Origin of the sequence: Paraburkholderia diazotrophica (assembly GCF_900108945.1) — a bacterium.
Taxonomy (GTDB): domain Bacteria; phylum Pseudomonadota; class Gammaproteobacteria; order Burkholderiales; family Burkholderiaceae; genus Paraburkholderia; species Paraburkholderia diazotrophica.
In genome coordinates this window covers 223702-236710 of the sequence record NZ_FNYE01000009.1, presented here as the reverse complement: position 1 = coordinate 236710, position 13009 = coordinate 223702, and the positions used below count along the sequence as shown (strand labels likewise).

Below are 13009 nucleotides of genomic sequence, written 5' to 3'. Positions count from 1 at the left end.
GGAATGTACTGCACGTTCGTGTACGTCGCCGTGATGTCGAACTGGCTGTTGAACGTGTAGCCCGCGCCGACCGCGAAGCGCTGCTGTGCCTGCGCCGTGCGATAGCCGTTGGTCACCGCCGAGACGCCCGTCTGCGCGCCCGCATTCGACGTCGTCGAATCGGCGCCGAATGCGCCGCCGCCGACCGTCGAGTTGTTGATCCGCGAGAAGCCGACCGCAAGACCGACCGGCCCCTGCGAGTACTGGATCGCCGTGCTCCACGTCGAGCCCTGGTTCACGCTGCCGGGTACGCCCGCAAACGAATACGAGCCGCTGAACTTGAAGCCATACAGTTGCGGCGACATGTACAGCAGCGTGTTGTTCGCGCGATAGATCGTGTCGAGGCCGTCCACGTCGCCAGGGTGTGCGCCGTAGAAGCCGGTGAGCCAGGTGGTCGGGCTATACGGCGACAGCAGCTGGTAGTACGACGCGTACTGGCGGCCCGCCGTCAGCGTGCCATACGTGCCGTTCGTTACGCCGACGAACGCCTGGCGGCTGAACATCAGGTTGCTCGTCGACATCGCGCCGCTGTTCGCGCTGAAGCCTTCCTCCAGCGTGAAGATCGCCTTCGTGCCGCCGCCCAGATCTTCCGCGCCCTTCAGGCCGAAGCGGCTGCCTGCCCACACGCCCGTGATCATCTTGAACGCCGAGTGGCCGCCCGATGTCGAGCCGAGCGTCGTCGAGCTCGACTGATAACCGATGCCGTTATCGACGATGCCGTACAGCGTCACGCTGCTTTGCGCGAACGCGGGTGCATGCGCTGCCGTAGCAACGGAAGCGACTGCCGCCAGACCTGCGAGGCGCCGTTGACGGTTCTTTTTCATTGCGTTTTTCTCCAGATGCCTCATCGAGGCTGTTATTGATTCGTTGTTCTGTGCCGGCCAGCCGGTCAGGCTTTCAAACCGATGTAATTTCGCGCCGCTGCATCGCGTGGCTCAACCCGCCGGCGTCGACGTTTTCGTCACGGTGCGGCCCGCTGCATGGTCCGTATCGTCAGGTTCCGGAATCGCTTCGATGCGTCCCATCACGAACACGAACGACACGATGCCCACGGCCAGGATGACGCCCGCCACGAGGAACGCGTTGGTGAAGGAGTTCGTCGCGCCGACGATAAAGCCCGTGACGATGGGCGCGGCCACGCCCATCAGGTTGTTCGCGAAGTTCATGATGCCGCCGACAGTGCCGACGCCGCCCTTCGGCGCAATCAGCGACGGCAGCGACCAGCCGACGGGCGCAGCCGCCGCGAGACCGCCGAGCGCAATCGAGATCCACAGGATCGCCCATCCGGGATTCGTCGTCTGCGTCGCGCCGAAGACGGCAAGGCCGAACAGCATGCCCGTCACCAGCACCGCCTTGCGCACGCGCGTCTCGTCCTTGCCGCGCGCGATCAGATGGTCGATCAGCCACCCGCCGACGACCAGGTCCGTCACCGTCGCCACGGCCCACGGAATCGCCGCGAAGCCCGCCGACTTGAGGATGCTCATGTGCATCGTCTGGACGAGATAACCCGGCAGCCACGTGAGGAACAGATAGAACGAGTAACCGTAGGCCGCAAAGCCGATCGTCAGGCCCCATACCTTGGTCTTGGTCAGCAGGTAGCCGAGCATGCCGAACACGCTTGCGCTCGACGTTCCCTCGGGCGTCGCACCACCCTTCTGGATGTAGTCGAGTTCAGCGGCAGAGAGCTTGCTGTCCTTGCTCGGATCGCGATAGATGACGAGGAACGCGATGAAGTACGCGAAGCTCAGCAGCGCCGTGACGCCGAATCCCCATCGCCAGCCCGCATTCACGACGACAACGGCAACGAGCGGCACGCCGATCACGTTCGAGAACTTGGCCGCTGCATCGAAGATGGCCGTCGCGAGCGCGCGTTCCTTGCGCGGGAACCAGTAGCCCGTCGCCTTCGAACTGACGGGAAAGCCGGGCGCTTCCGCGATGCCGAGCACCGCGCGCGCCGCGAACACGCCGCCGAATCCGCTTGCGAAAACGGTAATGGCCGACGCGAGGCCCCACAGGAACGCGCCCCAACGGCCGACGCGCGTCACGCCGAACCGGTCGAGAAAGAGCCCCGCCGGCACTTGCAGCAACGCATACGGCCAGAAAAACGCGCTGAATAGCAGCCCCATATCGGCCGGAGACAGATTGAACGCCTCTTTCATCTGCGGCGCCGCCACCGACAGATTGATCCGGTCGAAGTAATTGATAAGCACGCCGATGCCCAGCAGCAGGCCGATGACCCAGCGCCGGTTGGGAACGCGTTGCCCTGATGCGATTGCCATCATGGTCTCCTTGAAAAGTTATCGTTGTGGCCTTGTCGGCCGGGCCGCGAAGCAGAAATTCCAGACAGCGCTATCTCACGCAGTCTGCATAACGGCAGGCTGCAACTGCGAGCTGCCGCACCATGCGGCCGCCTCGGTAACGAGGCTGGGAAGCGAACGGGTGCCGTCGAGCGTCAGCGTCAACGGCTCGGCAACGGGGCGCTCCAGCGTGGCGAACTGGCTTTCGACGAGCGACGCGGGCATGAAGTGGCTGTCGCGCTGCGCGACGCGCCGCAACGCCTCGCGTTGCGGCAGATCGAGAAACACGAAGCCCAGCGACGACGTCGCGTTGCGCAGCCGGTTGCGATAGCGCTCTTTCAGCGCCGAGCAGGCAAGCACGGCACGTTCACCGCGGCTTGCGACGCTTTCGAGTTCTTCCGCGAGGCGGTCGAGCCAGCCCGCGCGATCGTCGTCGGTGAGCGGAATGCCGCGCTTCATCTTGTCGACGTTCGCTTGCGGATGAAACGCATCGCCTTCGATCAGCACCCCGCCGAGACTGGCCGCCAGCGCCTGCGCGACGCTGCTCTTGCCGCATCCCGCGACACCCATGACGACGAGCGATGAAATGTGTCCGATCATATGCGACTCCTTTCAGCTTTTGAGATAGCGCTATCTCCTTCAAACGAAAATTAAGTCCGGCATCCCTGGCGACTCGCGTAGCACGACGGCGCGGAGCCGTCGATCGAACGCTGTTGCGCGGGATGCAAGACAGCGCTATCCTAAATCGATCATGGCGACATCGACACTCAGGAAAACCCGAAGCACGGGCCGGCCGACCCTCGAAGCGGTCGCCCGGCTTGCCGGCGTCAGCACGATTACGGCGTCGCGTGTGCTGCGCGGCCTGGGCTCGGTCGGACCCGATTACGTGGAGCGGGTCAAAGCTGCCGCGGCGGAACTGAACTACGTCACCAATCCCGCTGCCCGAGCGCTCGCGTCGTCGCGCAGCGACGCCGTCGCCGTGGTGATTCCGTCGTTGTCGAACGCGGTGTTCGTCGACGTGCTCGAGTCGATCCACACGGTGTTGCGTCCGCGCGGCTACGAAATCCTGATCGGCAATTCGCACTACTCGCGCAATGCCGAGGAAGACCTGATCCGCCACTACCTTGCGTCGCCGCCGAGCGGTCTGATCGTCACCGGCTTCGACCGGACGGAGAGCGCGCGCCGCCTGATCGACGCGAGCGGCGTGCCTTGCGTGCACATCATGGAACTCGAAGAAGCCGAAGGCGTGCATTGCGTCGGCTTCTCGCAGGCGCGTGCCGGTGAAGCCGTCGCGGAGCATCTGATTGCGCGCGGCTGCCGCCACAACGCGTTTGTCGCCGCACAGCTCGACTCGCGGATGATGCAGCGCGGAGAGGGTTTTCGCGAGACGCTACAGCGCAAGGGTCTGTACGACCCCGATCTCGAAGTGCTGACGCCGTCGCCGTCGTCGATCGGGCTCGGATGCGATCTGTTCCGCCAGTTGCTGCAACGGCGGCCGGACGTCGACGGCATCTTCTTCGGCAACGACGATCTTGCGCAAGGCGCGCTGTTCGAAGCGCGACGTCAAGGCATTGCGATTCCCGACCGCGTGGCGATAGTCGGCTTCAACGATCTGGCGGGCGCCGCCGATTGCGTGCCGCGTCTGACCACGGTCCGCACGCCGCGAATGGAAGTCGGACGCATCGCGTCCAACCTGCTGCTGTCGATGATCCGCAACGAGCCGGTCACATCGCCCGTCGTCGATCTCGGCTTCGAACTGGTCGTGCGCGAAAGCGCGTAACGACCGTCATCGTCGCGACCGCCTGACTCTGCCTAGCCGCCGCCGAGCAACCCGAACACTGCGACGCTGTTCTGCGTGCCCACATAGACCTTGCCGTTCGCAATCATCGGCGTGATGAATTTGTTGCCCGCGCCGAACTGATCGCGCGCGTTCGCCGCCTGATTGCTGTTGTACAGCTCGCTGGCAAGATTCGTCGCGTCGTACGCGTGCAGCACTGCGATATCGCCGTTTTCGAGCGCCCACACGATTCCGTTTGCGTTGCCGTTCGCCGAAATGCTCGGCGTCGCGCCGGGCGTGCCGAAGCTCGTCGGCGTGCGGCTGGTCGGCGTCGTCGTCAGCCCTGCGCCGCTCACGCCGAACGCCTTGATGCTGTCGCCGATCGAGCCGAAGTACACCGTATTGTTGAAATACGCGGGCATGCCGAACTCAGGGCCCGTCAGTTGTCCGCTGATCTGCTGAAAAAGGTTGTTGGCGTTGGGATTGAACTTGCCCATCGAATCGCGGTTGACCACGTAGATGATCGCGTCCTTGCCGGCGCCGAGCGCGAAGTGATGGACAGCGCCGCTCGCGTCCGTCATATCCGGCAGCACGAGCGCGCCGCCCGAGCCCAGGTCCTTGTCGGCTTGCGACTCCGTCAAGGTGTCCGACATGACGAAATAGTCCACGACCTTCGGGGGAAAGGCCGCGCTCAGCTTGATGAACGCGTTGCCGAAGTTGCCGTTCACCGGGAATCCGTTCGCGTCGAGCGTCGTATCGAACGTGCCGTTGGCGTCGAGGAAATAGATCGACTGCCCGTCCGACGCCATGCCCGCGCCGCTCATCCAGATCGCGCCGCCCGTGCCGTTCGGCGTGAGATTCAGCACGCCCGTTTGCTGCAGCGTATCCGCGTTATAGGAGATCACCCAGCCGTTATACGGCGCGATATCGCAGTGGGACGTCCACCCCGTGTACACATTGCCGTTCAGCAGCAGCAGCGACTGACGTTCCGCGTACTGCTTCGGATCGAACGTGAGCGTGCCGCCCGAACTGTTCGGGCCGCCGCCGGGGACCGACGCGCTGATCGTCGTCGGGCCGCCGAACAGCTCGGCGCCCGTCGTGAGGTCGAGCGCGTGAATGCGCTGGTGATAGTTGCCCGACGCATCCTTCGACATCGCCACCAGATACATCGCGCCATTCGGCCCACGCGCGCGATCGATCACGGGTGTCGATGTAATGCCGATGATCGGCGAGATCTGGAAGCAATTAAGGGAATCGCTCGGCGTTTCGCCATTGCCGAGCGCCGAGACCTTCCATAGCTGGGCGCCCGTGTCGGCGTCGAATGCATAGACACTGTCGTTCTCCGTCGCGACATACAGCACGTTGTGCGTGCCGCCCGCAATCGATACGTTCGCCAGATAGAGCGGCTCGGCGTCGACCTTGCCATCGACCGGCAAGTTGTTGATCTTGCCGAAGGTGGACGAATTCACGTTCGCGGGCGTCAGCTTCGTTTCGTGCAATTGCTGGCCTGTGCGCGCGATGTCGTTGTGATAGGTGACGACATCCACCGTTGGAGCCGCAGTCGCCGGCGGATTTCCCGCGCTGCCCGATCCCGGACCCGGGGTTGATCCCGAACCGCTGCCAGAGCTGGCACTGTTGCTGTCTCCACCGCCGCCGCCGCTGCAACCGACATACAGGGCGGCGACCAGCACCGCGCAAATCAGGCTTTTGCGACCGTGAGCTTTCATGTGTCCACCTCACAATCAAGCAAGCCCCGCTGTCTATGCGGGGCTGTCGACGATTATCCGCCCGCGCCGCGGCAATCGCCATATAAGGCCACGAAGGGAGACAGGCCGCATCATTCGACATCTCGTCGACCCGCCACGGCTATGTCCGCGTTCGGTACAGACATTTTCGTCATGCATCTGCCGACGTTGCTGAGCAATGCGCGTGCCCAATCCGTCATTCACGGATAACGATGCTGCGCATGGCGGCCGGGGGCAGTCGAAAAGAAGCTGAACGGCGATGGCATCCTAAAGGCGAGCCAAAATGATCGGGCAAGCAGGACACGCGTGAATGAACGCACGAGCGAAGCGAAGGTCGATCGCAACAACCGTGACTATGTGGACGGGCCCTGCTCCGCGCGCGACAGCGCCAACGCCAGTCTCGCTCCCACTTCCGCGTTGTGCTTCACGAGCGCGATGTTCGTCGCGAGGCTGCGTCCGCCCGTCAGCGCCTTGATGCGCGCGAGCAGAAAAGGCGTCACGGCCTTGCCGCTCACGCCTTGCACAGCGGCATCCGCGAGCGCCTCGCGTGTGATCGCGTCGATCTCTTCGAACGGCATCGCCGCCGCTTCCGGCACGGGCGTGCTCAACACGACGCCGCCCGCCAGGCCCAGGTCCCATTTCGTGCGGATGAAGCGTGCCTGCTCGCGCGCATCGTCGAGCCTGTAGTCCGCGCGAAAGCCGCTGTCGCGCGTGTAGAACGCCGCGAAATTGTCCTGCTCGCAACTCAGCACGGGTACGCCGTGCGTTTCCAGATATTCGAGCGTGAGTCCGATGTCGAGAATCGACTTCGCGCCGGCGCACACGACCGCCACCGAGGTCTTTGCCAGCTCTTGCAGATCGGCGGAAATGTCGAAGGTCTCGGACGCGCCGCGATGCACGCCGCCGATGCCGCCCGTGACGAACACCTCGATGCCCGCCAGCGCCGCGCAGATCATCGTGCCCGCTACCGTCGTCGCGCCCGTCTCGCCGCTCGCGAGCACGGCAGGCAGATCGCGGCGACTGACCTTGTGCACGCCGTCCGAGCGGCCGAGCCGTTCCAGTTCGTCGTCTGAAAGGCCAATGCGGATTCGTCCGCCCATGACGGCGATCGTCGCGGGCTCGGCGCCCAGCTCGCGGATCACGGCCTCGACTTCGCGCGCGGTGCGCACGTTCTCGGGATACGGCATGCCGTGCGCGATGATCGTCGATTCCAGCGCCACGAGCGGGCGGTGCGCAGCCCGCGCGGCGGCAACGGGCGCGCTGAAGGTCAACCAGGAGTGTGCAAGGTCCGCAGCCATGTCGACGTTTTCCGCACTGTGGAGAATCGCTCAAGTATGCCGTACAAGGCCGCCCGTTGGGTCGCCATGCAGGCGCGGGACGCCTATCATCAAGGTTGCGTCCGTCAGCGGTCCGTTGTGCGCCTCAAGATACCTGCCGCGCACGCGCCGCTGCTCGCGACGCGAAAGCACAGACGTTCACTCACTGATCGTATCGCAGGGTCGATTTCGGGCCGGGAGGTTCCATGCCACCGCTACGCGCAATCCATCTGCTGCAATCGAAGGAAGGCTCGCGTCTGCACGGTCCGGACCTCGACGGGTGGCGCCGCTGGGGACCGTATCTGAGCGAGCGTCAATGGGGCACGGTCCGCGAGGACTACAGCGAATACGGCACTGCATGGGACTACTTTCCGCACGACCATGCGCGCAGCCGCATGTACCGCTGGGGTGAGGACGGCATCGCGGGGTTCGGCAACGATCCGCTCGACTGGTGCATCTCGCTCGCACTGTGGAACGGGCACGATTCCATCATCAAGGAACGCCTGTTCGGACTGACGAACGCGCAAGGCAATCACGGCGAGGACGTGAAGGAGCTTTACTTCTATCTCGACGGCACGCCGACGCACTCGTACATGAAGATGCTGTACAAGTACCCTCACGACGCGTACCCGTACCAGGATCTGATCGACGAAAACGCGCGGCGCGGCGCCGACCAGCCCGAATATGAAATCCTCGATACGGGCGTGTTCGACGATAACCGCTACTTCGACGTGTTCGTCGAGTACGCGAAGCACACGCCCGACGATATCGTGATGCGCGTGACCGTCGAGAATCGCGCGTCGCGGCGCGCAGCGCTTCATGTACTGCCGCAGTTCTGGGCGCGCAACCGATGGGCGTGGTCCAGCAAATCCGGCAAGCCGTCGCTCGTGCTACAGCCCGATGCGGACGAAGGCGCACGCGTCGTCGCGCACAACCCATCGACGGGCACGATGATCGTGACGGCTTCGGCGCGGCAGCCCGTCGAATGGCTCTTCTGCGAAAACGAAACGAATGTGCGCCGCATCTTCGGCATCGATGGTGCGGGACCATTCAAAGACGGCTTCAACGACTATCTCGTCGCGGGCGACGAACAGGCGATCCGACGCGACAAGGGCACGCGCGCCGCGGCGCACGTGTATCTGCAATTCGAGCCTCACGAGCGCTCGGTGCTGTATCTGCGCTGGCGTCCCGAAGCGGCGCGCGGTACCGTGCCGCTCGACATGGAGGCCCTCTTCGCGCGCCGGCAAGCGGAGGCCGACGAGTTCTATGCGGCGCTTCAGCACGACATCGACGACGCCGATGCGCGGCTCGTGCAGCGTCAGGCATTGGCTGGCATGTTGTGGACCAAGCAGTACTACCAGTTCGACGTGACGCGCTGGCACGACGGCGACCCCGGCCAGCCGGCGCCGCCGAAACCGCGCAGGCACGGCCGCAATGCGGACTGGCGGCACATGTGCAACGGCGACATCGTGTCGATGCCCGACAAGTGGGAGTACCCGTGGTACGCATCGTGGGATCTCGCGTTTCATGCCGCCGCGTTCGCAATGATCGACCCCGACTTCGCGAAGAAGCAATTGCTGCTGCTCGTGAAAGAGCGCTACATGCATCCGAACGGACAGCTGCCCGCGTACGAATGGGCGTTCGGCGACGCGAATCCGCCCGTCCACGCATGGGCGACGTGGCGCGTGTATGAACTCGACCGCGAGTTGACGGGCGTCGGTGATCACGCGTTTCTCGAAGTGATGTTCCACAAGCTGCTGCTGAACTTCTCGTGGTGGGTCAACCGCAAGGACGCCGACGATCGCAACATCTTTCAGGGCGGTTTTCTCGGGCTCGACAACATCGGCATCTTCGACCGCTCTTCGCCGCTGCCGACGGGCGGCCGCATCGATCAGGCCGATGGCACCGCATGGATGGCGTCGTATGCGCTCGACCTGATGCAGATCGGCCTCGAACTCGCGATGACGAACGATTCATACGTCGAGATCGCGGTGAAGTTCTTCGAGCACTTTCTGTATATCGCGGAAGCCGTCAGTTGCAACGAAGGATGCAACACGGGCCTATGGGACAACGAGGACGAGTTCTTCTATGACGTGCTGCACCTTCCGGACGGAACCCGCGTGCCGATGCGCATCCGTTCGATCGTCGGGCTGATTCCGCTCTTCGCCGTCCACGTGCTCGAAGAACGTGTGCATGGTCATTTGCCCGGACTGCGCGAACGACTCGCATGGTTTCTCGATCACCGGCCGAATCTCGCGAAGCTCGTGTCGCGCTGGACGGAACCCGGCAAGGGCAACACGACACTGCTGTCCTTGTTGCGCGGACATCGAATGAAGGCGCTGCTGCGCCGCGCGCTCGACGAAGCCGAGTTTCTCTCCGATCACGGCGTGCGGGCGCTATCGCGCTTTCATCTCGACGAGCCGTACCTGTTCGATCGCGACGGCGTGAGCGTCTGCATCCAGTACCAGCCGGGCGAATCGGATTCGCGCGTATTCGGCGGCAATTCGAACTGGCGCGGCCCCGTGTGGATGCCCGTCAACTATCTGCTGATCGAATCGCTGTACGAGTTTCATCGCTACTACGGCGATGAGTTTCGGATCGAATATCCGACGGGCTCGGGCCGCCATCTTTCGCTGAGCGAGATCGCCGACGATCTCGCGCGCCGCATCGCCACGCTCTTCATGAAGGATGCACAAGGCGTGCGGCCCGTGATGTCGGCCTATCCGATGCTGCAAGCCGATCCGCTTTCGCGCGATCTCATCCTGTTCCACGAGTACTTTCACGGCGACAACGGGCGCGGCGTCGGCGCTTCGCATCAAACGGGATGGAGCGGGCTCGTCGCGCTGCTGCTGCAACCACGCCTGATGAAGCTCTCGCATGTGGCGCCCGATGAAGAACCTGTGGCTGCGAGCGTCATCGAAGATATAGCGGCCGTGATCGCGCGTTAGCGTTTCGGCTGCCTGTTTCGACTGCGCGTTTCGGCTACTGCAAGACGAATCACGAAGAATGCACGAACATGTACTGGACCTCAACATTCAAGGAGTGACCGATGGCTACCGAATCTCCCGCAGGCGAACTCGGCGTCGCCGCGCCCGCGTTCTCGCTGCCGGCAACGGACGGCAAGACTTACACGCTCGACGACGTGCGCGGCCCGAACGGACTCGTCGTGATCTTCATGTGCAACCATTGTCCGTACGTGAAGGCCGTCTTGCCGCGCATCGTGAGCGAAGCGCGTGAACTGGCGGCACTGGGTATCGGCACCGTGGGTATCAACTCGAACGATGGCGCCGCGTATCCGGAAGATTCGTTCGAGCGCATGGGCGAACTCGCGTCCCAGTTGCAGTTGCCTTTCCCGTATCTGTACGACGAGACGCAGCAGGTCGCGCGGGCCTATGGCGCCGTCTGCACGCCGGAGTTCTACGGCTTCGACGCCAATCTGCTCTTGCGCTATCGCGGCAGGCTCGACGCTTCGCGCAAGGAGCCCGTTGCGGACGCGCGCCGCGAACTGTTCGAAGCGATGCAGCAGATCGCGCAAACAGGCATCGGCCCCGACACGCAGAATCCGGCGTTCGGATGCTCGATCAAGTGGAAGATCGAGTAGCGCGATCGCATTAGCGGCGCACATGGAAGGCATGATCGCTCGCACGTGCAGCGGCCTGCGAGTGCATGCACGGCATAACGTACTTATCCATTCCCGCCGTGATGACTTCGTTGCCGAGGCGTGCTCGTGTCTGTATCGTGAAAGCTTGAATAGCCGCCGACACGCATGAGGAGCACGCATGACATCGCAAGCAGACGCGCCCGCCGCCGCACCCTTGAGCACCGACGTACTGATCGTCGGCGCGGGACCTGTGGGCCTCTTCGCTGCATTCGAGGCAGGCGTGATCGGCCTCTCGTGCCGCATCGTAGATACGATCGAACGCATAGGCGGACAGTGCATCGAACTGTATCCGGACAAGCCGATCTACGACATCCCGGCAATACCCATCTGCACTGCGCGCGATCTCGTCGATCGGCTTGTCGAGCAATGCCGTCCGTTCGATCCGCCGATGCATCTCGGCCAGTGCATCGACTCGATCGAGCGCCTCGATAACGGACACTGGCGCGCACGCACGGACAAGGGACTGACGTTCGACGCCGCCGCTATTTTGATCGCGGCGGGCAATGGCTCATTCGTGCCGCAACGATTGACGCTCGACGAAGCGGTGCCGCTCGAAGATCGTCACGTGCATTACAGCGTGCGCAAGCAGAGCGATTTTGCAGGCAAGAACGTGGTGGTGGCAGGCGGAGGCGACTCGGCGCTCGACTGGGCGCTGGCGCTGCGCTCCGTCGCGAAGCGCGTGACGCTCGTGCATCGTCGCAACGGCTTCAGCGCAGCTGATTCGAGCGTGAGCAAAATGCGCCAGTCGGTCGAGGCGGGCGAAATGGACTTCATAGTCGGATCGATTGCCGCGTTGAACGCGCCCGGCGGGACGCTCGAATCGATCGAGATTCGCCAGGTCGGCAGCTCGATGCAACTCGATGCGGACCAGTTGCTCGTGCTATACGGGCTCGTCGCCGATCTCGGCCCGATCGCGAAGTGGGGCATCGACATACAGGCGGGGCGCATCGTCGTCGATACATCAAACTACGAAAGCTCGTGCCCCGGCATCTTCGCTGCGGGCGATATCGCGGGCTATCCGAACAAACAGAAGCTGATTCTCTCCGGATTCCACGAGGCATCGCTTGCGCTTCGCAAGGCGTACAGCTACGCGTTCCCGGACAAGAAGCGCGTGCACGTTCATTCGAGCTACGACGCCAAGCTGGCCGAGCGCGTGCAGGCGAGTCACGTGTAGTAGCGGCCACGTACGCGTCTACGTACGCCTCTACGCACGTCACGCCTGACGATAGTAAAGATTCTGCGGATGCCGCGCTTCCGCGAAAAAGAACCACCGCTCGGCCACGAGGCCCGCATACTGGATCACGGATGCCGCGCACAGCAGCACGAACGAAAGCCCGATCGAGCGCACGCTTCCGCCCGACGCAATCAGGCAGAACGGCACGGCGAACGCGGCGATCAGAAACGTCCACTTGATGTGCTTCAGCGTCCGCGGCGTCTTCCCATGGAAGAACTCGCGCAGATTGAACGCGCCCGCCGTGAAGCCGCGCGACTTCTGCTCGACGCGCGCGCCGCGAATGCCTGTCGCGCTTTGCACCGTCGATTTCGGTCTGAGCCGCGCATTGCGCGTCAACGACGCGACGCGCGACGCGCATCCCGCAACCGTCACCCCGCATGCGCCGACCGCGAGCGGCCCGATCAGCGCAGGAGCGAACCACGCGGCGCACGCGGTTGCAAGCGTAAAGCCCGATGCGCAGCCCAGTAGCACGAAATTCACGAGCGTCAGCGGCGTCGCCCATTCCTGCAGGAAGCGCAGACACGCATAGATCATCCCTGTGCAGATGAACAGCAGCCCGCTAGCCACCACCGCAACGAGGCCGATCTCCAGCGTATAAGTCGATGCCAACGCATGCGCGACGCCATAAGCAAACGTGCACGCAAGAAACGCGGGCAAGCACAGACATTCTCTCGACAGCCATGACGTGCGCCACATTGCGATCGCACGCCACGCGCGCTCGGGATGGCCCAGATGAAAGAACGACGCAAGCAGCCCCAGCGCGCCGAGCACGCATGAAAGCCCGGCGCCGACGACATAAAACATCTGCGGCACGGCAGCCGCATCGCCGAAGCCGAGCCGCGACGCCGCCTCGACGCCGACGAGCGCGATCAGCAGCCCCTGGCCCGCGCCGCTCAGCGTCGTGAGGAACACCACTGAAAATGCCGGATTCATTTCGTTC

The 13009-nt window shown here is 63.7% G+C and carries 10 protein-coding genes; 4 read left to right on the top strand and 6 right to left on the bottom strand.

Annotated elements, in window-relative coordinates; all coding sequences use genetic code 11:
* The 3 genes from BMW76_RS14720 to BMW76_RS14710 form a co-directional block, all read right to left on the bottom strand.
* Positions 1–863, bottom strand: an 863-nt coding sequence (locus tag BMW76_RS14720) for a porin (RefSeq protein WP_090866079.1), incomplete at its 3' end; no start/stop codon positions are given.
* A 111-nt stretch (positions 864–974) separates the two neighbouring features.
* Entirely contained in the window at positions 975–2321 is a 1347-nt protein-coding gene (locus BMW76_RS14715) for an MFS transporter (RefSeq protein WP_245763228.1), read from the bottom strand.
* Between the two features lie 72 nt (positions 2322–2393).
* Positions 2394–2936, bottom strand: a complete 543-nt coding sequence (locus BMW76_RS14710; RefSeq protein ID WP_090866075.1) for a gluconokinase — start codon at positions 2934–2936, stop codon at positions 2394–2396.
* 151 nt (positions 2937–3087) lie between these two features.
* Between BMW76_RS14710 and gntR the strand changes: the two genes are divergently transcribed.
* On the top strand, positions 3088–4116 hold the full coding sequence (gntR, locus tag BMW76_RS14705) for an HTH-type transcriptional regulator GntR (protein WP_090866074.1): 1029 nt from the start codon (positions 3088–3090) through the stop codon (positions 4114–4116).
* A gap of 32 nt (positions 4117–4148) precedes the next feature.
* Here gntR and BMW76_RS14700 read toward each other — a convergent pair whose 3' ends face one another.
* A complete protein-coding gene (locus tag BMW76_RS14700) occupies positions 4149–5840 on the bottom strand; it encodes a PQQ-binding-like beta-propeller repeat protein (RefSeq protein ID WP_090866072.1) in 1692 nt (563 codons plus the stop codon).
* A 371-nt stretch (positions 5841–6211) separates the two neighbouring features.
* The gene (locus BMW76_RS14695) at positions 6212–7156 is read right to left on the bottom strand and encodes a pseudouridine-5'-phosphate glycosidase (RefSeq protein WP_090866070.1); all 945 of its coding nucleotides are present in this window, start codon (positions 7154–7156) and stop codon (positions 6212–6214) included.
* A 224-nt stretch (positions 7157–7380) separates the two neighbouring features.
* Between BMW76_RS14695 and BMW76_RS14690 the strand changes: the two genes are divergently transcribed.
* The 3 genes from BMW76_RS14690 to BMW76_RS14680 all read left to right on the top strand — a co-directional run bounded on the left by BMW76_RS14690 (position 7381) and on the right by BMW76_RS14680 (position 12009).
* Positions 7381–10122, top strand: a complete 2742-nt coding sequence (locus BMW76_RS14690) for an MGH1-like glycoside hydrolase domain-containing protein (RefSeq protein WP_090866068.1) — start codon at positions 7381–7383, stop codon at positions 10120–10122.
* Between the two features lie 101 nt (positions 10123–10223).
* Positions 10224–10775 (top strand): thioredoxin family protein, encoded by a 552-nt coding sequence (locus BMW76_RS14685; RefSeq protein ID WP_090866066.1) that lies wholly within the window; start codon positions 10224–10226, stop codon positions 10773–10775.
* Positions 10776–10953: 178 nt separating this feature from the next.
* Complete coding sequence (locus BMW76_RS14680) at positions 10954–12009, top strand: NAD(P)/FAD-dependent oxidoreductase (protein ID WP_090866063.1); 1056 nt, start codon at positions 10954–10956, stop codon at positions 12007–12009.
* A gap of 39 nt (positions 12010–12048) precedes the next feature.
* Here BMW76_RS14680 and BMW76_RS14675 read toward each other — a convergent pair whose 3' ends face one another.
* Positions 12049–13002 carry a dimethyl sulfoxide reductase anchor subunit family protein gene (locus tag BMW76_RS14675; RefSeq protein WP_090866062.1) on the bottom strand — a complete coding sequence of 318 codons (954 nt, stop codon included), beginning with the start codon at positions 13000–13002 and terminating at the stop codon, positions 12049–12051.
* Positions 13003–13009 lie beyond the last annotated feature (7 nt).